Source organism: Peribacillus sp. NPDC094092 (genome assembly GCF_050279365.1).
Taxonomy (GTDB): domain Bacteria; phylum Bacillota; class Bacilli; order Bacillales; family DSM-1321; genus Peribacillus.
Map to the genome: position 1 here is coordinate 484938 of NZ_JBNNUC010000002.1, position 20606 is coordinate 505543.

At 41.8% G+C, this 20606-nt stretch carries 21 protein-coding genes and 1 riboswitch; of the genes, 11 read left to right on the top strand and 10 right to left on the bottom strand.

What is annotated here, in order from left to right; all coding sequences use genetic code 11:
- The 5 genes from ACQKNS_RS11315 to ACQKNS_RS11335 all read left to right on the top strand — a co-directional run bounded on the left by ACQKNS_RS11315 (position 1) and on the right by ACQKNS_RS11335 (position 5393).
- Positions 1 to 231, top strand: coding sequence for a hypothetical protein (locus ACQKNS_RS11315; protein ID WP_427642927.1), 231 nt, complete (start codon positions 1 to 3; stop codon positions 229 to 231).
- Positions 232 to 401: 170 nt separating this feature from the next.
- A complete protein-coding gene (locus tag ACQKNS_RS11320) occupies positions 402 to 3611 on the top strand; it encodes an SNF2 helicase associated domain-containing protein (protein WP_427642928.1) in 3210 nt (1069 codons plus the stop codon).
- A gap of 205 nt (positions 3612 to 3816) precedes the next feature.
- Positions 3817 to 4299, top strand: a complete 483-nt coding sequence (locus ACQKNS_RS11325; protein ID WP_427642929.1) for a DUF2975 domain-containing protein — start codon at positions 3817 to 3819, stop codon at positions 4297 to 4299.
- A gap of 10 nt (positions 4300 to 4309) precedes the next feature.
- Positions 4310 to 4531 (top strand): helix-turn-helix domain-containing protein, encoded by a 222-nt coding sequence (locus tag ACQKNS_RS11330; protein WP_427642930.1) that lies wholly within the window; start codon positions 4310 to 4312, stop codon positions 4529 to 4531.
- Positions 4532 to 4601: 70 nt separating this feature from the next.
- Positions 4602 to 5393 (top strand): DUF817 domain-containing protein, encoded by a 792-nt coding sequence (locus ACQKNS_RS11335; RefSeq protein WP_427644178.1) that lies wholly within the window; start codon positions 4602 to 4604, stop codon positions 5391 to 5393.
- Positions 5394 to 5506: 113 nt separating this feature from the next.
- Here the strand turns inward: ACQKNS_RS11335 and ACQKNS_RS11340 are convergent, their stop codons facing one another.
- From ACQKNS_RS11340 to ACQKNS_RS11350, 3 genes are all read right to left on the bottom strand, one after another.
- On the bottom strand, positions 5507 to 5821 hold the full coding sequence (locus ACQKNS_RS11340; RefSeq protein WP_427642931.1) for a DMT family transporter: 315 nt from the start codon (positions 5819 to 5821) through the stop codon (positions 5507 to 5509).
- Positions 5821 to 6162 (bottom strand): DMT family transporter, encoded by a 342-nt coding sequence (locus tag ACQKNS_RS11345; RefSeq protein ID WP_427642933.1) that lies wholly within the window; start codon positions 6160 to 6162, stop codon positions 5821 to 5823. The genes ACQKNS_RS11340 and ACQKNS_RS11345 overlap by 1 nt, the downstream gene beginning before the upstream one ends.
- Before the next feature lie 74 nt (positions 6163 to 6236).
- A riboswitch (guanidine-I (ykkC/yxkD leader) is annotated at positions 6237 to 6338 on the bottom strand.
- 97 nt (positions 6339 to 6435) lie between these two features.
- A complete protein-coding gene (locus ACQKNS_RS11350) occupies positions 6436 to 7407 on the bottom strand; it encodes a DMT family transporter (protein WP_427642935.1) in 972 nt (323 codons plus the stop codon).
- Positions 7408 to 7907: 500 nt separating this feature from the next.
- On the opposite strand from ACQKNS_RS11350, the gene ACQKNS_RS11355 reads away from it, so the two are divergent.
- Complete coding sequence (locus tag ACQKNS_RS11355; protein ID WP_427642936.1) at positions 7908 to 8192, top strand: AbrB/MazE/SpoVT family DNA-binding domain-containing protein; 285 nt, start codon at positions 7908 to 7910, stop codon at positions 8190 to 8192.
- Positions 8193 to 8251: 59 nt separating this feature from the next.
- Here the strand turns inward: ACQKNS_RS11355 and ACQKNS_RS11360 are convergent, their stop codons facing one another.
- The 4 genes from ACQKNS_RS11360 to ACQKNS_RS11375 all read right to left on the bottom strand — a co-directional run bounded on the left by ACQKNS_RS11360 (position 8252) and on the right by ACQKNS_RS11375 (position 12660).
- Entirely contained in the window at positions 8252 to 8689 is a 438-nt protein-coding gene (locus ACQKNS_RS11360) for an N-acetyltransferase family protein (protein ID WP_427642938.1), read from the bottom strand.
- 261 nt (positions 8690 to 8950) lie between these two features.
- Positions 8951 to 10096, bottom strand: coding sequence for a Ger(x)C family spore germination protein (locus ACQKNS_RS11365; RefSeq protein WP_427642940.1), 1146 nt, complete (start codon positions 10094 to 10096; stop codon positions 8951 to 8953).
- 4 nt (positions 10097 to 10100) lie between these two features.
- Positions 10101 to 11585: a spore germination protein gene (locus ACQKNS_RS11370; RefSeq protein ID WP_427642941.1), complete on the bottom strand. Its 1485-nt coding sequence runs from the start codon at positions 11583 to 11585 to the stop codon at positions 10101 to 10103.
- Complete coding sequence (locus ACQKNS_RS11375; RefSeq protein ID WP_427642943.1) at positions 11560 to 12660, bottom strand: endospore germination permease; 1101 nt, start codon at positions 12658 to 12660, stop codon at positions 11560 to 11562. Before ACQKNS_RS11375 ends, ACQKNS_RS11370 begins: the two co-directional genes overlap by 26 nt.
- Positions 12661 to 12898: 238 nt before the next feature.
- Between ACQKNS_RS11375 and ACQKNS_RS11380 the strand changes: the two genes are divergently transcribed.
- The 4 genes from ACQKNS_RS11380 to ACQKNS_RS11395 all read left to right on the top strand — a co-directional run bounded on the left by ACQKNS_RS11380 (position 12899) and on the right by ACQKNS_RS11395 (position 17369).
- Positions 12899 to 13417: a YfiT family bacillithiol transferase gene (locus ACQKNS_RS11380; RefSeq protein ID WP_427642944.1), complete on the top strand. Its 519-nt coding sequence runs from the start codon at positions 12899 to 12901 to the stop codon at positions 13415 to 13417.
- Between the two features lie 34 nt (positions 13418 to 13451).
- On the top strand, positions 13452 to 13961 hold the full coding sequence (locus tag ACQKNS_RS11385; RefSeq protein ID WP_427642945.1) for an N-acetyltransferase family protein: 510 nt from the start codon (positions 13452 to 13454) through the stop codon (positions 13959 to 13961).
- 14 nt (positions 13962 to 13975) lie between these two features.
- Positions 13976 to 14461: an SRPBCC family protein gene (locus ACQKNS_RS11390; RefSeq protein WP_427642947.1), complete on the top strand. Its 486-nt coding sequence runs from the start codon at positions 13976 to 13978 to the stop codon at positions 14459 to 14461.
- A gap of 826 nt (positions 14462 to 15287) precedes the next feature.
- Complete coding sequence (locus tag ACQKNS_RS11395; RefSeq protein ID WP_427642949.1) at positions 15288 to 17369, top strand: methyl-accepting chemotaxis protein; 2082 nt, start codon at positions 15288 to 15290, stop codon at positions 17367 to 17369.
- Between the two features lie 457 nt (positions 17370 to 17826).
- Here ACQKNS_RS11395 and ACQKNS_RS11400 read toward each other — a convergent pair whose 3' ends face one another.
- Positions 17827 to 18108 carry a HesB/IscA family protein gene (locus ACQKNS_RS11400; RefSeq protein ID WP_427644179.1) on the bottom strand — a complete coding sequence of 94 codons (282 nt, stop codon included), beginning with the start codon at positions 18106 to 18108 and terminating at the stop codon, positions 17827 to 17829.
- 380 nt (positions 18109 to 18488) lie between these two features.
- Between ACQKNS_RS11400 and ACQKNS_RS11405 the strand changes: the two genes are divergently transcribed.
- Positions 18489 to 19691: an NlpC/P60 family protein gene (locus ACQKNS_RS11405; RefSeq protein WP_427642951.1), complete on the top strand. Its 1203-nt coding sequence runs from the start codon at positions 18489 to 18491 to the stop codon at positions 19689 to 19691.
- On the opposite strand, the gene ACQKNS_RS11410 is transcribed toward ACQKNS_RS11405, so the two are convergent.
- On the bottom strand, positions 19681 to 20325 hold the full coding sequence (locus ACQKNS_RS11410) for a poly-gamma-glutamate hydrolase family protein (protein WP_427642952.1): 645 nt from the start codon (positions 20323 to 20325) through the stop codon (positions 19681 to 19683). The two genes, ACQKNS_RS11405 and ACQKNS_RS11410, sit on opposite strands and share 11 nt — an antisense overlap.
- Positions 20326 to 20406: 81 nt before the next feature.
- Complete coding sequence (locus tag ACQKNS_RS11415; protein WP_427642954.1) at positions 20407 to 20556, bottom strand: CapE family protein; 150 nt, start codon at positions 20554 to 20556, stop codon at positions 20407 to 20409.
- Positions 20557 to 20606 lie beyond the last annotated feature (50 nt).

Sequence of the window (20606 nt, forward strand, 5' to 3'; positions counted from 1 at the left end):
ATGAAAATCTTTGCTATTACAGTTTTGATCTTAGCCCCTTTAGTAGTCATAATTTTAGGTATGGATATATTATTGGGGTTTGATTTGGATGATTCTATCAAGCATGCCTTTAACCCATTTTTGGTGAAGGACCCTGCTGAATTTATTTTCTTTCTCATTCTTCTTGTATTCCTTGTGTTCAGCTTCTTTTATCGAAAAAAAAAGAAAGGCAGCACGAAAGGACAACAATGATGCTGTAAATTACCGGTGCTGAAATAGAGATGAACTCCGAATATGGGAGTTTGTCTTTTTGCTTTTTTACAACTCCGTAAACCCATTTCATAGTATGATGATAAAATGAGCTTGTTTTTCAGCGGAATGTAATATCACTCTACAAAAAACCTCGGAAGGAGGACGGCAATTTGGATATCAAATTGAATCAAAAAATCATAAAAGACTTGTGCGGGGCCGTCTCCTTCAAAAGAGGGGAAGCTTTTCATCGGGCCAATAAAGTGACATTTGAAAGTTACTTTCCTGATGGATGTGAAGCAACGGTTAAAGGAAAGGAAGACTTCCATGTCACGATAGAAGTGGATGCTGTCGGCGGATTTCAGACGAAATGCAGCTGTCCTACGCTAGCTTCCTTCCAAAGGGATTGCCAGCATATTGCAGCCGTCCTGCTGTCGGTTTACGACCATCAGCGAGATGGGACGATTCCTGTGGGCCTAAATGCAGACAGCTCTGATGCTTCAGCCAATAAGAATTTGTCAGAAGAGTTGCTGACCCTTTTCAATAATCAGCCTGTACGCAAAAGCGGTCATCAGCGCCACTTTGAAAAAAGAAAGATGCTTGAAGCGGAATTTACGTGTAAACCGGTATGGATGGGAACGGATCAATATATGTTAGGACTGGAAATGAAAATCGGTCCTTTCAATGTGGCGAATGTCCGGGATTTCCTGAAGAGAGTTAAAGAAGGAAAGCCTGCCCAAGTGTCCCTTTCATTTATATATGACCCGGTGCTGCATTGTTTTCAGATTGAAAATGATACCGTGATTCAGGAGCTCATTACAGTGATATCGGATGAAAAAGTCTATGTTGACGCCCTGATGGATAAATCTGATTATGCATTGGACCATCACTTATTACTTTTGCCTCCATCTTCTTTCCGAAGGCTTGCCCCCATACTTGAAATAGCGCCATTGGTCAAGCTTGCCTATGGTGGCCTTATATACAATGGCTTTCGTTTATCAAACGGACCGCTTCCTTTCCAGTTTGACTTTACCGAAAGCGATGCCAAAGGTTATCAACTGAATATTAAAAGGCTTCACGAGATGATTGTCATGGATGCATACACATTGGTTCTATTCGAAGGGAAATTGGTTCAGCTCGAAAATGAGGATTTCCAACGCCTTTCAGAGTTAAAGCAAATGATGGATGGTTCGGGGAAGGATCAAATTCCAATCCATCATGACCAGCTGGAATTATTCATGGACAAAGTGGTACCGGGTTTAAAAAGACTCGGTGAAGTCCATATTGCAAGGTCCATCACTGAATTGTTCATGAAGACACCGCTGGTTGCGAAGCTATACTTGGATCGTGTGAAAAACAGGCTGCTTGCGGGGCTGGAATTCCATTATGAAAATATTGTGATCAACCCTTTGGAAGAACAGGAATCCAAGGTGATAAGGGATGTCGAGAAGGAGGCGGAAATACTAAAGCTGATGGAGGATAGCCAGTTTGCCAAGACGGACGGCGGCTATTTCTTGCATAACGAAGAGTTGGAGTATGAGTTTTTGTACCACATCGTTCCGAAACTCCAGAAGCTGGTACAAATCTACGCCACGACCGCTGTAAGAAACCGGATTACCCGCGGGAATGCTGCTCCTCGCATTAGGGTGAAAATGAAAAAGGAGCGTACTAATTGGCTCGAATTCAAATTTGAAATGGATGATATCCCAGATAAACAAATACGTGAGGTCCTAGCGGCGCTTGAAGAAAAAAGGAAGTACTATCGTTTAAGGAATGGATCGTTGCTTTCACTTGAAACAAGGGAGTATGAAGAAATCAATCGTTTTCTTAATGCGCTGCCCGTACAGGATGAAGACTGGGAAAGCAGGCTGAACATGCCAATCGTAAAAGGGCTGCAGCTCCTTGATTCCGTTAATGACATCCAGACATTCACAATGGAAGACTCCTTCCGGCAGTTTTTGGATAACATCAGGAATCCAGACGCCTTGGAGTTCGTGGTGCCAAAGGATCTGGACCCGATTTTGCGCGAATATCAAAAAAACGGCTACAAATGGATGAAAATACTAGCGCAATACGGTTTTGGCGGGATTCTTGCTGATGATATGGGTCTTGGAAAAACATTGCAAAGCATCACGTTCATTCTATCCGAGCTACCCGACATCCGTAAGAAAAGGGTTCCGGCGCTTATTGTCTGCCCATCATCATTGACCTACAATTGGCTGGGTGAATTCACTAAATTCGCTCCTGCTATCCAAGCTGTCGTCTTGGATGGCGACAAGACGGAAAGGACGAAGCTGCTTAAGGAAGTGAGTGAAGTGGATGTAGTGATCACCTCTTATCCATTGCTCCGGAAAGATATCGCGTCGTTTGAAAAGGAGGACTTCCATACGGTGTTCTTCGATGAAGCACAGGCCTTCAAGAACCCAGTGACACAAACGGCAAGAGCGGCCAAGAAGATAAAAGCGGTCCATCGCTTTGCATTGACTGGTACGCCCATCGAAAATTCATTGGAAGAGCTTTGGTCCCTTTTCCACGTCGTGTTCCCTGAACTATTCATGGGGTTAAAAGAGTACAGCAACCTCTCAAGGGAGCAGATTTCCCGCAGGATCCGTCCGTTTTTGCTGCGGAGAATGAAAGAGGACGTACTGGCGGAATTACCGGGAAAAATCGAGTCGCTGGAATCGATGGAACTGCTCCCTGATCAGAAGAAACTGTATGGCGCCTATCTGGCGAAGCTGCGGCATGATACCCTGAAACACCTGGACAAGGACACCCTCCGGAAGAATCGGATCAGGATCCTCGCGGGCTTGACCCGGCTTCGGCAAATATGCTGTCACCCTGCCTTGTTTGTGGACGGATATAAAGGCAGTTCAGCAAAATATGAGCAACTGATGCAAATTGTCGAGGAATCGAAGCATTCTGGAAGACGGGTGCTGATTTTCTCGCAATTTACAAAAATGCTTCAAATGATCGGCAGGGATTTGGCCATGAAAGGACAACCCTTTTTCTATCTTGATGGACAAACCCCATCAAAGGAACGTGTGGAAATCTGCAATCGGTTTAATGCAGGAGAACGGGATATATTCCTCATTTCATTGAAAGCGGGCGGTACGGGTCTCAATCTGACGGGTGCCGATACAGTCATTCTATATGACCTTTGGTGGAATCCGGCAGTTGAAGAACAAGCAGCGGACCGTGCCCATCGAATGGGGCAGAAGAATGAGGTTCAAGTCATCAAACTTATTGCCCGCGGCACAATCGAAGAAAAAATGAATGAACTTCAAGAGAAAAAGAGACATCTAATTGAAGAAATCATCGACCCTGGGGACAAGTCGCATTCTGCCCTAACAGAAGAGGATATCAGGGAAATCCTGATGATATAGTTACGCAAAACGGTAGTCAGGAACAATTTATGAATCGTTTATTCATGGAGCATTTCTTTGTAATGAGGAATGCTTTTTTTCTTTTTTAAAAAGAAAAGGATATTTCGGTAACAATAATAATATAATAAAAAACAACAATGTTTTATTGTAAAACGATAAATCATATGTTAAATTAAGTGGACAATAAATAAGTGAGGTGCTTTTAATGAAACTAGGAACAACACTCTTTTTAAAGATGGCTGTCATTCTTATTGGAATGCCGGTTCTTGCTTTGTGCATCTTTTTTGTGCCTGAGATAGCGAACTTTGCCGCTGAATTATATCCGGATATGACTTATTTGAAATATCTCGTTTTCATCGATATGTATGCATCGGCGATACCTTTTTACTTTGCTCTATATCAAGCCTTTAAACTTTTAAGCTATATTGACAGTAACAAAGCTTTCTCGGAATTATCCGTAAGAGCTTTAAAGACTATAAAAAATTGTGCAATCACGATCAGTGGCTTGTATGTGGTAGGGATGCCGCTCTTTTATCTCATAGCGGAAAAGGACGACGCCCCAGGAATCATATTGATCGGAATGGTCGTTATTTTTGCTTCCATGGTGATTGCAGTCTTTGCTGCTGTTCTTCAAAGGCTTTTACAGGAAGCCATCGATATAAAATCAGAAAATGACTTAATAGTCTGAGGTGAATAACTTGGCGATTATAATCAATATTGATGTGATGCTGGCAAAAAGGAAAATGAGTGTTACAGAACTTTCCGAGAGGGTTGGAATAACGATGGCCAATCTTTCCATATTGAAAAACGGTAAGGCAAAAGCGATTCGATTAACAACTTTAGAGGCGATTTGTAAGGCTTTGGAATGCCAGCCCGGAGATATTTTAGAATACCGAAATGATGAAGGCACCCAAGAATAAAAAAGTGGAAGAAAAAGAAAAAGGGGAGTTACTCATGAATTCAACCATTAAAAAAATGGAGGCACCAATCATGAGACCACTGAAACAACTCGTTCGTTTTGGTTGGGAGCAGGCTTTATCATGCTTGTTTCCTGCCGTCATTTTTGCCTCTTTGGCTATTACAAAATTAATACCGCTTCCCTTCCTGCCTCGGTATGACTGGCTGCTCATCATCTGCCTTCTGATGCAGTGGTGGATGGTGCGTTCAGGGCTTGAAACAAAGGATGAACTAAAGGTAATCACATTGTTCCACCTTATTGGACTTACTCTTGAACTTTTCAAGGTAAATATGGGCTCCTGGACCTATCCAGAGGAAGGCCATTTCAAGATTTTTGGAGTCCCTCTTTATAGCGGATTCATGTACGCAAGTGTAGCGAGTTATCTTTGCCAGGCGTGGAGGAGGTTAAAGGTTGAACTGGTCAAGTGGCCGCCGTTTTTAGCCGTTGTATCCCTTGCCGCTGCGATATATTTGAATTTTTTCACCCACCATTATTGGATGGATGTTCGTTGGTGGTTATCTGGACTCGTCATCATCGTCTTTTGGCGATCATGGGTCACATACGATGTTGGCGGAACCCGTTACCGTATGCCAATCGCACTTTCATTCGTTCTCATCGGATTTTTTATATGGATAGCCGAAAATATCGCAACATTCTTTGGAGCTTGGGAATATCCAAACCAAACCGAAGCATGGAGTCTCGTTCATCTAGGAAAGGTAAGTTCATGGCTCTTATTAGTGATTGTTAGCTTTCTTATAGTGGCGACGCTAAAACAGGTTAAGGGGAAAGATTCCACTAAGATGGATGCAAGTCAATTTTTATAAAAAGAAATTCAGCGTTCGCGTGAAAAAAGCTACTTAGTTCAAATGAAAGACGGCACATAATGGGCATATATGTGCCGTCTTTGATTTTCTGCGAGTTTCACCATCACCTATTCCTATGAAACAAGTTTTAATCCTACTGCTGCCCCAAGGACCATGGCTATAAAAATGACCCTTCGCCAATCTTTGGATTCCCCGAATAGGAGCATCCCGATTATCGCTCCTCCTGAAGCGCCGATTCCTGTCCATATGGCATAAGCCGTCCCCATCGGCAAGGTTTTCATGGCATAAGCAAGAAAGAGGAAACTTGCTCCGAATCCGATGAATAACAGCAGCAAGGATTGCCAATTGCGGTCCTTGTGCACTTTATTTATCATCGCAACCCCGAACATTTCAAATAGCCCCGCTAAGATTAAAGAAATCCAAGCCATTATGATTCATCCCCTTTCTCCGCTTTATCATCAGTCACTAATTTCAAGCCGATCACTCCTGATAATAAGAGGAGGATCAATAGCGTTTTGCTCAGCTTGAAGGACTCCCCAAAGAAAATGATTTCGGAAAGAACGGTCCCGGCCGTCCCCATCCCGACAAAAACGGCATATACCGTTCCGACAGGAAGCTTCCTGCCAGCCATTATCATCAAATAAAAACTGATGATGATCGAAATGACCGTTCCAGACCAAGTCCAAAAGTCATCTGCATGTTTTAAGCCAATCACCCAAAATACTTCAAAAAAAGCTGCAATGAATACTTTTATCCAGTTTGTGCTCATGAAATACCGCACCTCCGATTTTATTCTTTACCAAAAAAAAACAAAAAAAGCCCAAGAGATAACCGTTAAACAGTTTCTCCCAGGCTTTTATCCTTCCGTGGCACAGCACATGCTGTGAGTTTTCTCTCGGACCAGACCAGCGATGGACGCACTGCGGAACCCTAGAAAACCTTTGACATATGCAATTACCTTTCATTATACATACTTTTTGAACTTACTCAAGGTAAAAGTTTAAAAGCCCCGATAAGATTTCGGGGCTTTTTGACTTGCTATTTAGGCACTCACGATCCGTTTCCGGGATGGACCTTCTTTTTTATGTGATACATAGCTATGCAGGATCATTCCTATTATGACGATAAAGATGCCAAACCACGATAACGGAGAAGGGATCGGTAAAGAGAGGAAGAGTAATTCGCCAGCTAATGCAAAAAGGACCTCCATCGATTGCGTAGCTTCAACGGAAGCTAATTTCTGCATATTTCCGCTTACCAAATCGGTCGCCTTGAAAAAAAGGACCGTGGCGATAACTCCCGAAAATAGTGCTACCAAAAGGGATTGGAAACTCTGCATCTTCGTCGGCGCCCCCACTGTAAAGAAACCGTACAATGAAAGAAGAAACCAGAATGGCAGACTCGCCAAAGTCATTCCCAATACCCGCTGATAGGCATCCAGACGTCCTTCGGATACTTCCATCATTTTGCGATTTCCCAAAGGGTATGCAAATGAGGCGATGACGATCGGGATTACACCAAGCCAAAGATTTGCCATTGAAATGTGCTTGGTGTGTTCCAGCTGCATCAGGATGATTCCAAGCAGGATGATCATGGACATAAGGAGGCCTTTCACAGAAACCTTTCCTCTTTGCCTTTCGAGCCCATCCTTCGTTTGGACATTCTCAAAAAACAGCGGCGCAAGCAATGCACCCGAAATGATCGTGATTTGCCAAGTGCCGGCAATTAGCCAGCCAGGTGAGTAGGCGGAAGCAAAGCATAAAGGAGCATAAAATAACCCAAAACCGACAAAACTCCAAAGCAGCCAAGGACCAGGCTTTTCCCTCATCGCTCGTAAAAGGGGAAGCAGATTTTTTCTGCTCAACACGATACACAACAGAAAAGGCACCATAAAGATATAACGCAGCGAAGCACTCCATATCCAACTTCCGCCAGATAACTCCATGGCCTGATTTAAAACAAACGTAAATGCAAAAAAGAAAGCGGAACAAATACCTAATATAATCGGACGCAATTGACTCACCTCAATCTGTATTATGAGTCAGTAAGACTCTGGAAGCATGGCAATCGTTTCGGATTTCTGAACGATTTTTCAGAAATACCACTATGCCAAAAACGGAATGAATTTTCGGAATATTATAAGCAATCAAGTTAAATTGTCCTTCAAAAGCAATAGAAAATCAACAGGATTCTTTTAAGCCAGTGAAATTCATTCTCCATGATTCGACATGGAATGAAAAGAATGACTTCTTGAGTTAAATGAAGACGTTTCCATTTCAATCTGCCAATTAGAAAAATGTACCAACGAAATGAGCAGAAAACGTTGTTATGGCAGGGATTATGAAGAAATTACAAATGTTTTATATTAAAATCATATAGAGGCAGATAATATATGAAGATACGAGAATTGACGAATATGGTAGGGAGTGGTATCTTTATAAAAGTGCAAATAATGTCGAATGTTGACGAAATAATGAATGCAACATTCGCAAGAAAGTTAGTGGGGTAAATTAAATGAAATCTACAGGTATTGTACGTAAAGTTGACGAATTAGGGCGGGTAGTCATTCCGATTGAACTGCGCCGAACATTAGGAATTAATGAGAAAGACGCACTGGAGATTTATGTAGAACAAGATCGCATCATCCTTCAAAAATATAAACCAAACATGACTTGCCAGGTTACGGGTGAGGTTTCCGATGACAATATGAAACTTGCTGACGGTAAATTAATACTTAGCCCTGAAGGTGCCGAACTACTAATTAAAGAAATTCAAGCCAGCATGGAAACGGTTAAATAATCAATATACTAGATACATAGCATCCAAGTGTAGGGAAGGTTTTCCCTACACTTTTTTAATTAAATGGTGAAATAATAAAAATGGTTCGATTCACGGACGAAACCCATTCTTTCATAAAGTCTTTGTGCGTTTACATTATCCTTGCCTGTCTCCAGTGAAACCCCTTTGGCGCCAGCATCGCGTGCAAATGTGATGGCCGCATTCAATAACTCCTCGCCAAATCCCTTTTTTCGGGCGGACTCCTTCACGAATAAATCATTCAATACCCATGACCGCATCATACTCACAGATGAAAAAGAAGGATATAATTGTACAAAACCTATAGGATTTCCTTCATCATGGGCCATAAAAACCACAGACTCCCCATTCGTCAGCCTTTCCCTTAAAAACTCCCTTGCGCGACCAGGATCGGATGCTTGCTCATAAAACACTCTGTATAAATCAAAAAGTTCGGTCAATGATTCCAGCTCATGCAACGTAGCCTTCTGTATGCTCATAAACGACTCCCCCTAACGGTTTAATACCCCTAATTTACCATTTATTTAGGCTATCCGACAAATTCAGGACCGGCTTTTCCAGCGCCAAAAATCAGGATGGAGCTCAAAAGGCGCCATCCTGATTTTATTTCATCATGAAACGGGCTATTAAACCCAAGTTGAGGAGCAAACGCATGGATGATAGGCATCTACTCGTGAGTTTGGAGCAAATACTCGTGAAAGGAGCATCTTCAAATGGTCCACTAAAATCACAAACCAACATTACTCGAGTGGTTTAGCTTCCAAACCGCCTGTATTGAGGATGTGAACCTTAACGTTTATCTCATGTAGTGAATCCTTATCTAAGAAATACTTCGGCTCATCTATATGATTCTTTTGCCAGTATTTTGTCTCTTTGATATAAAGGATTTTGCCTAAGTTTAATGGGTCTGCGTTCTTTTGAATCCCTTTCATGAAGGTTGATTGGATTTCTTTTTTTATTTGGCTTTCGAATTTTCGTTTTATTTTATCGATATCCATTTGTGTATCAAGCCCCAGAATTTTACCTGATACGTCAACGTCAATAATGAATTTGTACTTTCCATCCTTGAGAACTGGCTTTACTTTATAATGCGGATGGGAGAAAGAGGCATAGATGTCTTGATTATTCACGTTAATGTTTACGGGAGTTTTGTTGGTCCTTTTAGTGAGCCAGCGTAAGCCGCTCAGTTCCTTTTCAGAGAACCAGGGCTGGGATACTTTATAATAAATGGAAAATGCACCATCCATATAGATGCTTTTTCTTTTTTTATCTTTTTCTTTCCATACTTTATCGTTCCAGGAAATGGAGGGCAGGATGGTTGTGGATGCTTTTTCCCTCTGGTTAGAATAATACTTTTGGACCGTAATGGGCTCGATGTATGAACGATTACGATAGACATCTTCTGGTAAATATAATGTCGTGTATAAAGGTGACAAATTAAAATAACCGTTAATGGAGAATAGCTCATCCATGGAACTTTTTGTGCCAAAGATATTGGCTGAGTACCTAAGTAACTGGTTTCTGTATATATAATCCACTATTTCTGTACTTTGCTGCTTCAAAACATTTTCACTGATGACAAATGTGGAAACATGCCCGATATAGAGGGCCTGTTGAGTATTCTGCGTTAGTTTATTAACAGCGATTGAGATGGAACGCCCTTTTTCTTTCCCTACATATACGGGCGGGGCTTGAGCGGGTTTTGCCTCCGTTTTAGCTACCGCAGCGAAGTCCACAAGTTGCGTATATACAATGTATTCCCCATCTTTGTAATCTATCCCGATGGCCGTTATATAATGAAAGTCCTGGATCGTTTTTTCATCCCAGCAGCCTGAAAGTAAAAGGAATAAAGGGATGGTTACTAATATTTTGCAGATGCGGAACATGGCCTTACTGCCCCTTTCTGGTCTTATCATTAGCTGCCAAGGATCGTTTGCTTATGGAATTCCATGGCCTCATTATGAATGAATCCAGGATATTTGTAATTCTTGGCGGGTTCATTCCGCCAATATATGAAATCCCGAATGAATCAAGCCTGGATAGTAAAGTGACAATGGTAAGGAAACCGATTATCGTGCCGTAGATTCCATAAATACAGCTTAGTAACAGCACGAACATACGCAGAATCGTTACGACCCCTGTTAAAGACTGGTTAACAAGAGTATAAGACGCGACAGAGGTTACGGCAGTGACCACAAGCATGGTTTGTGAGGTCAGTCCGGCCCTTATCGCGGCATCACCGACAATGAGTCCGCCTACAACGGCAACTGTCTGCCCAACAGCTTTAGGTAACCTGACTCCGGATTCACGGAATAATTCAAATAAAATGAGCATGAGAATGAATTCCATGGTGGCGGATAAGGGAAGTCCAAGCCTAGAAAGGGTGATGGTGGCCAATAACGGGAACGGCACTTGGTCAATGTTGAAAGCGGAAATGGATATCCAAAATCCCGGCAATAAAACGGTAATGCCAAGTCCCATAAAGCGAAGAAGTCGCTCAAGGCTTACAAATAGATAAGGAAGATTGGAATCTTCTGCTGTTTTTATTTGCAATAATAATGTAGAAGGAGCCACGATTATTGTTGGCATACCGTCGACGATAAGAATGAATCTTCCTTGATTGAGTGCTTCCACGACAAAGTCGGGGCGACTTGTATAATGAGTGAGTGGAAATATGCTGAATTTACTGTTTGTGATCAATTCCTCTAATTGTTGGCTGCTCACCAATATATCAATATCAATGGAGTTAATTTTGGACCTCACATTTTTAACGAGTTCTTTATCAATGATGTCTTCCATGTACATTAGTGCGACTTTCGTTTGGCTGCGCCTGCCGACGATAAAGTCTTCATAGGCAAGCGATTTTGTTTTTAGCCGTTTTCTGATCAAAGCGGTATTTATGGATAAATCCTCGACAAATCCATCTCTTGGTCCTCTTACAGAGACTTCGAAGGAAGACTCCTCAGGCTGCCTGTTCGGAACATTGGATAAATTTATTGAAAATAACTTTTGGGTGGATGGAATGAATAATAGGACATTCCCGGAGAAAATCAGCTGCTGGACGCTATTGAATTCACTATCAATCGTCACTCTAGTCAAATCTATCAATGGCTTTAGCTTGTTGATTGCCTCTTTTTCATCGATTCTCTCATCCAATTCCATCATTTTATTTAACTTTTCCAAAATCCCCTCGTTCAGTAAACTGATATCAGCCATACCCGAGCAATAAAATATAAGGACGGGAATGGGTCTTTCGGTTTCTCCAATATAAATCGTGTCAAATATGATATCCGAGCTTGAACTGAATAACTCCCGATATGTCTCCTCCTTTAATTCAGGCAGGGAGGATTCATTTTTGGAACGTTTCATTCTCATGACGTTTACCCTCCTTAGATCTAATGAACGTGCCGATAAACAAAAAGGCGGACAAAAGTAACAGGAAATAAAGAGCGCCAGGATAATAAAAAGTTTGGGTCACATACAAAAACTTGAAATTACTGAATGGTACGATGGAGATGACGACCATGAGAAAGCCGACAGCGAAAAGAATTCCTACCTTCATTTTTTCCGTTTTCCTATTTAAGATTTCCGTTATTAAGAATAATCCCAGTGAGACACGGATATAGGCACCAGCAAGCCATTGATAAATGGAAAAGAAATCTGTATGTTCAATATATTTTCCAATAGTCAGCAGACGCCACTGTTCATAGGCAGGGTACCTCATGGCTTCGGCTAAGGTCGGTCCGAATTCAGCGAGTGCTGCTGTTAATGGGCCTAGAATTAAAAACAATAAACCGAGGCATATGAAAACCAATACTTTCCAACTGATTTTATCAGTAAGCTTTTCCTGGAAAAAAGCGATTAAAATCAATTCGGCAAGACCGTAACCAGAATACTGCAAGGTCTTAACGCCTTGAAAATAGCCATTCTCGAAAAGGGGAAGGAGGTGGCTATAGTCTTTAGTCGGTATATTACCGGTTGCAACGAAAATGCCAAGAATGATGACTATTGGCAATAATACAGAAGAGCTGATGGCGATGGAGCGCATACCTGAATGGGCAAGGAAGATGCATAGCAGCGTAAACGGAATGATAATCGCTAAACTTGGGGTTTCAAAAAGGAAGCTTGTCGTGATCCAATCAATGGTTTCCTTGGTTGTTGCCAATACAAGGCTGATCAGATAAATCACGATAAAGAATAAAACGATGTTTTTAATAGGTTTCCCAAATCTATTATCAAGCCAATTTGTCAGGGATTGATTATTCATATTCTTGATGATCCTTGATAATATGTAGACCCAAATCGGTATCAGTCCAATAATAAGGATAGAAAAAAACCAGGAATCCCTTCCGCCGGTGGATAGAAGGAAAGGGATCAAAATAACGTGATTAAGAAGGCCGATTGATAAAAAGAAGATGCTAAGAGTTTGTATCGAACTGATTTTCTTCAAGATGATCCTATCCCCATTTCCATTGTTTAAAGAGTGGATTGATGCACATGCCATTCTTTTGTTATGGTTGCTAAATGTGGAAATAGTATACGTGATAATGATTGGATTAATATTCCTGAGGACTAATGAAAGAATGTGCAGGCTTGCAAAACAAAGAATGGCCGGTAAAAAGGATTTGTCTCAATCGATAAAGAATATATACTAGAGCTATTTTTATTGAACAACAGGGGGAATGAAGATGGATTTAAGATACCCGGTTGGAACGTTTCAGTTTGACGGGGAAATTACTGCTGATGTAGCCGAGGGGTGGATCCACGAGATTGAAGCTTTGCCCCGGATGCTGCGGGAAGCGGTATGTAACATGGATGACGAGAGGCTTGATACGGCTTATCGGCCTGAAGGATGGACGGTCCGGCAGGTGGTGCATCATATTGCCGATAGCCATATGAATGCGTATATTCGTTTTAAATTGGCCCTTACGGAAGAACGTCCGGTCATTAAACCGTACGAAGAGGCACAATGGGCAGTGCTGCCTGATTATGATTTGCCGATCGAAGTTTCTCTATCACTAATCGAAAGTGTACATATCCGGATGTGCAAACTTTTATCCGGTCTTCATGCAGACGAAATGGGCCGAACATTCATCCATCCTGATTCAGGAGAGGTGACGGTCGGTGAAAATATAGGGATTTATGCATGGCACGGACGCCATCATCTGGCCCATATTACTTCTTTATCAAAGCGCCAGGGATGGTGAATTTGATTGTATCACCTGAAAGGTTGTGATTACTGTGGATGCTGAGTTGAAAATCGAACAATTAACATCAATCGAACCCCACCTTAATGGACTTTCGGAACTTCTGGTGCAGGTGGTGGAACATGGAGCGTCCATTGGTTTTTTACCTCCCATGAAACGGTCTGAGGCCATTGATTACTGGGGTGGCGTCCTAAATCCTGATGTGAAACTGTTTGTCGCTAAATTACAGGGTGAGATTGTAGGGACCGTACAGTTACATGTATGTTCAAAGCAAAACGGCAGCCATCGTGCGGAAATCGCGAAATTAATGACACATACTGGGTATAGGCGAAATGGAATAGGACGTTCACTCATGCTTGAGGCTGAGAAGAGGGCCAAGCAGGAGGGACGGACATTATTGGTCCTGGATACAAGGGAAGGAGATCCTTCTAACTCCCTGTATACTTCATTGGGATATATTCAGGCAGGCAGGATTCCCGAATATGCAAAATCTGCAAATGGTGAATTCCATCCAACCATTTTTTATTATAAAAAAACGAAATGAATGGGGGAATGTAGATGCAAGCTGTAATCGAAAAACAGGGTAAGGGGATTATTGCAAGATTCGATCGACTGCTCAATCATTCGGTGGAAAAGGTATGGAGTGCTTTAACGGAGAATGATAAGGTGGAAAAGTGGATGTCCAACCTGGAAGTGAAGGACCTTCGAAAAGACGGGATCATAAAATTCAATTTTAATGATGGGTCAGGGGAATCTTTTGATATGAAGATCAGGGATTTTCGGGAATCTGCACTTTTGGATTTTGATTGGGGTGACGGCTGGGTTCGTTTCGAGATATCCCCTGTAAAGGATGGATGCTCATTAATATTGAAAGAATCCATCACGCCGGTCAATGATCATACATCAAAGGATTTGGCAGGCTGGCATGTTTGCCTCGGTATGTTGAGTGATTTACTTGATGGTCATCATCAGGACTTCCCAATGGATGAATGGGAAAAATGGCATAAGGAATATAAGGCCGCCGTCGAACGACTTGATGGATGAATGGAATGCAGGTGAATGAATAAAACCAAAGTGATGCTACAGAAATAAAGGAAGCTTATTGTTGATATTCCAGTTGGTGCCATGTTAAGATGGCTGTACTTTTAAGAAATGGAGGTTTTCCTCGTGACATTTATCAGACTTCGATTCCTATCTTTGAACCGTGAATTGAATACGTTCAAGGGCTCTGAATGTCTGCAGGGTAAATGGGAATGGTCTGTCTATTTTTAAGGAAACCTTCATTTTACGTTTTTGTGAAAAAGAGACGATTCAACCTCCGCCTACTGTCTGCCAAGCCTCCTCCACGCAAGCGTCTGTCGGGTCTCGGCTAGCCAGTTATTCGGCAGGAGTGTCGCAAATTTCTTCAATCCATTGAGGATAATCTAGGTACTTGTTATAAAATCATGGTTTGAGTTGAGACCACTCCGCGCGCCATGTTGTCTATAAACTGATGTCGGCATACTCCATCGTCGGTCGTTTAATTTGTACAATTGACTTTGTTTTTCGGGATACGAATGCATGATTTCTTTGTATCATTTTTAGCCGCAGCGTTACGCTGAATCTCGTTATATTGCTAACTCTATTAAACCCTTGGATTCTTTACAATCCAAGGGTTTTTTATTTGAAAATGAATTATAACTTTGGACCTATTAATTTATCTTCTGTTAGTGATTGACAAGGATTAATTAGGTCTATAGTATGTTAATGTGGAAAAATAAAGTAACTGATCGTAAATAAGGAAAGATCCATTTTGAGCATAGATTGAATCTTTGTTTTCACACAGGTAAGCAAGCGCATTTGCAGGTCAAATAAAAGGGGGAAATGATCAATGGGAAGTTCATCGATTGACAAGAAAGAAAAAGTAAAGAGAAGGATATCGCTCCGGATAAAATGGTTATTATTTATATGTACATCCGTTTTTCTCGCGATAGTCGTATCCGTTTCCATAATGGGGGTGAAAGTGACCTCCATTTTTAAAGAAGATAGTATATCCATAAACAAAAGCTCGGCCCAAAATGCGGCGTCACAAATCAATCTGAGCATGGCCACGTATGAAAATTCGATAGAGCAGTTATCACAGCTGGTTTCCAATCAGATCAAGAATGGTGATTCGATCAAGGATATCCAAAAAACGATAGAGGCATTTCAAAAGAACAATGAAGATTTAATTTCTGTTTATTATATGGATGGAACGGATGGTTCCTTGTATGCTTCGCCCCACATGGATTTCAATCAGGATGCAAGGGAAACTAAGACTTATACGCAGCTGACCAAAAGACCGGAAACGAAATGGATGGATGTGTATAAGGATGGGGGTTCAGGGATGATCATGACTTCCGTTGTCACGCCCGTTTTATCGGACGGTAAAATGGCAGGGGCCCTTGGTTATGATATCGACCTTACGACAATCGGAAAAATGAGGTCAGCCATCGAAAAAGATTCCACTAGCAATTTGGTGATCTTGGATTCACAAGGTTTTATCGTGAGTTCCTTCATGAAGGATATGGACGGGAAGAATATGAATCCTGAAAAAAGCGGCATGGAAGAAGGGGTGGAGGATTTCATTGCGGATAATGACCGATTCAATTCAGAGTTCAAGTGGGTGGCTGACCTGTATAAGGGGGGCGTCAAGGCGAATCAAGCCTTGATGTTGGATGGTGAAGAGTATACAGGTGAATGGAGTACGGTCCCTGAAGTGAACTGGAAGGTGGTGGCGCTCACTCCAGACAGAATCCTGCAATCAAAACTGGATGATATGAATAGAATTGTAGTGGTTTCAGGTATTTTAGGCCTTTTGCTAGGGACGGTATGTGCTCTTTATCTAGCAGGAAAGTTAACGAAAATCATGGCCGACTTTCAAAAAATCATAGAAAAGACAGCCAGTGGGGATTTAGTGACCGAATTTGCGGTTAAATCCAATGATGAGATCGGGGACTTGAGCAAAAGCTATAACTCGATGCTGGGGAAATTAAGGGGCTTGGTTGCCAAGGTAAACGGCAATGCGGAATCGGTGACAAATGCCAATGCCGGCTTAAGCCAAATAGCTGCCGAAAATAGTGCGGCCATTACAGATGTTTCACGTGCCATAGAAGAGATTGCAGCGGGTGCATCGAATCAATCTGAACAGGTTGAGCATGGTGCGGGCACGATCCGGGTTCTTGGTGGAGAAATCGATGGGTTATCCAAAAAATCGAGGGAGACCCAATCCGTATTGGAGCTTGCATCTGAAAAGATAGAGTCAGGGAAACAACAGGTAAGTGGTTTGGAAACGTCGTACCAAAAACTTGAAATGGCGTTCGCTGCAGTCACCAGCATGAGCTTAAGACTTGTGGAAAAATCAAAAACCATTTCAGATGTCACGAATGCCATTTCGAAAATATCGGAACAAACCAATTTGTTATCATTGAATGCATCCATAGAAGCTGCAAGGGCAGGGGAGTCCGGCAAAGGGTTTGCTGTTGTGGCGAATGAAGTACGGAGTTTGGCTGATGATTCAAAAGAAGCTACAAAAAACATTCAAGCCATCATTCAAAGCATTCTGTCAGATACAGAGGAATTGCTGAAAACGACCAATGAAACGAATCAAATCAGCAAGGATCAGAAAAATGCCGTGAACACGGTAAGTGAAGCCATGAAAGAGCTGGAGGATTCCGTCGCGAGGATATCCACTTCGATTCGGGAAGAAACAATATCGATTGAAAGCATCAATCAACAAAAAGAAATGGTCATTAAAGTGATAGAAGAAATCACAGCCGTATCTCAGCAAACGACGGCTTCATCAGAAGAAATTGCATCATCAATGGAGGAACAAGCGGCTGCATCCAATGAACTTGCTCAATATACTCAGCAGCTAACCCAGTTAATAACAGATTTGGAGCACACGCTCGGGGAATTCCAGATAAAGAATTAGAGGAATGGAAAACATAAGCAAAAGGGGAGGCCATTAAGTGGTCTCCCCTTTTTGGTTGTATTGCCATATCATTCTGAAGGGATTAAAACACGGATTCGTTGTACGGGGCTCACTAGAAGCACAAATTACAATTTTATGGGGCGGGTCAAGTATCCACACTTTATTATCAAAGGGGAATAATATATAGGAATCGGACAAGTAGTAGGGTCCAATGGCATTTTTTTGTGTCAATGCCAATGAAGACGATGGTGACGCTGCTCCACCCAGTAATTATCCGCATTACTCATTATTATCTCCCCATTTTCCATTGCACAAAGACAGATGACTAGATTAAAAATCCTGGAGACTCCAATGATATAAAAACATGGCGTCCATTAAGGGCGGAAAACGGTGTACATGCCATAGCTTCATAGAAAGGAGGGGAAGGCCATTTAAGCTTTCCCCTTATTTACTTCTGCTAGATGATGGGTGATACCAACGGATTAGGGTTCCTGATCAAAAATCCATCGCCTTCGTAATCAATTTCCGTTTGATCTGTAAAATGGGAATCCGATGGGTCGAGCAACATTTTTATATCATGTAAAACGAGTATTTCCTCGTGCTCCTTTTTAGAGGTTGCCAAGCTTAATGCATAGTTCATCTGGTTACAGCAAGATCTGTTTATGCCAAACCTTAAATACGTTTCCCCTCCAAAATTATGCTGCATATCTTTAATTGCCTGCCGGGCTTTTTCTGTCATTTTAATCAAAATGTTCACTCCTATATCGTTATCCACTTTGGGGCAAGCCGTATTTGCACGTCATGACCGGGATTCCTTTAATCTTCCTTTACCCATTCTGCATAAAAAAATAATATCCTCTAGGAATTCTTCGATTTCCATATATCTCGGACGGGTGGAATTTTACAGCGCTGATTTATTTTTAACGTATTTATTGAATCCCGCTGATAGTTTTTTTGCGAGAAACAGGCTAAAGGTTTCATTCGGTGCGCCGATAATATCATTATTATGAGCATAAAGGCTCATCTAATGGGTTGGTAGTAGGTTAAAAGGTTCATGTGGTGGGATTTACTTTAACATCGTAAAAATAAAATATTTCAGCGTATAAAGGAAGGGTTAAAATGTTTAATGGAAAAATAAGCTGTATGATACTTACATTGGTATTCATGGTTAGTTTCACTTTTCTATCTGGTTTAAAGGCCGAGGCTGCAGATCCTGTGCATACTGTACTCTCCGGCGAAACGGTAGAATCGATTGCCAGGAAATATGATATATCGGCTGAGCAATTAATGAAAGCGAATGGTTTACCGGATGATAAGTTATTTGCGGGCCAAAAGTTGACGATCATTCAAACGGCATATACTCCTTCCATCTATCAATGGTCGGAGAGAGGAAAACAAATTGCGAGATATGCGAAATCTTTTATAGGGTTTAATAAGGCAGCAGGGGAGGAGACGCCTGAAAAAGGGTTTGATTCAAGCGGGTTGATTCACTGGGTGCTTTCCCGGCAAAATGTGCCGGTTGACCGTTTGACAGTAGATGGTTTTTATAAGCAAGGGATGGATACAGCCACTCCGAAAACCGGGGATATTATATTCTTTCTGGATAAAGACAGCTTAAAGGTCGTGACTGCGGGTATATATGTAGGCGAAAACCAATTTGTCAATTCCGGATATGGTGCAGAAACGGTTCAGGTGAGATCCACTACAGAAGATTACTTTGCAAAATACCAAGTGGCATACAAAACATACACGCCTAAAGGAGAGCATATCGTCCAAACGGGGGAAACGCTTAATAGTATATCGGAGAATTACAGCATTTCCATGAGTACGATCAAAAGCCGTAACGCTTTAAGGACGGATGAGTTGATGCAAGGACAGTATCTTCAACTATACAGCAACCCGTTATATCCGTTTTATGTAAACCAGGAGCCTGCATATGATAAAGCATATGATGTCATCAAATATGCATATACTTTACGCGGATTCACCTATGTGTTCGGGGGGGAAGATCCAATGAACGGAATGGATTGCAGCGGCTTCATTTATTGGGTCATGAAGGAGCAGGGCCTTTCTGTAAAACGAGATTCCGCAGCGGGTTACTTCTCATTGGTGCCTAAAATAGAAAATCCGAAGGCAGGGGATTTAGTATTTTTTAGGGACACAGGAACAAGGCTAGGTGTGACCCATGTAGGAATTTATCTGGGTGATGGCCGTTTTCTTAATACAACGGAAAACACAGGCGTTCATATCTCCAACCTTTCATCAGGTTATTTTGCCGAGAAATTCGAAAGCTTCGGTCAGGTTGAAGGCCTCATGGACTAAGAAAGTCAACAGCCTGTTTATATTCAAGAGTCGCTTTTTCAATGGCAGTAACGAACCGTTTAAAAGGATCACAGTGATTGACCCTGTTCTTACTGGTAAAGTCATCACCTTTGAAAAAGCTTTTTCTAAGCTTTGTGGAAAGTTCCAATTGCACGCCTGCACCCGTCTTGGATGAGTTGGTGATGTTATTACCTTTTATGCCTGAAAGGTGCTGCGGTGCATGGTCAGTTTGGAATCCAGCTTTGTTGAGGTATAGCTGAATAAGCTTCTTATATGTTTCGTTCCTTCCGCCCATGTAAACGAGCGCATTATGTATGTCGTAGTGGCCATGGATCGAAAGGATGGTTTGAGCGTTCGCTGCCATTGAAACGCCGTGCGGTTCATTGAACAAGCAGGATGTTATATGGAGGACCTGGTTACCCCTTGGTTTAAGGCCTTCGAATAGATAGGTGCTTGAACAAAGTCTCTCTCCAAGTGCGGCTGCAATCTCGCTGGTTCCCGGTTCGATATTCCCGCCGTGTATGGCTAGAATGGCGATATCAGGATTCCTGTGATGAACGATGATGCGATAATCGAGTTCTTCTTGTTCATTTTTCTGCAGATCAATAAAATCAGTATAGCTATTTCCATTCATGGTTTTCCTCCGTATCTTGTAGGGATTTAATTCCATAACGTTGACGGCAAATAAAAAAAGCGGGGATGCCCCAGCTTTTTTTTATTCTTCGATCGTCGTATATTGTTCTATTTTCATTTGTTCTTCGGGTGTTAACGTTTCTGTCCGTTTAAATGTATTCATGGTCACAAGCAGGGCTGCTATTAGAACAATGGGTATAACCCAGCTTGTTATTTTTTTTACGATATTCATATTCTATGTCCCCTTATACATCGCTAAAATTCATATGATATTTAGAAAAG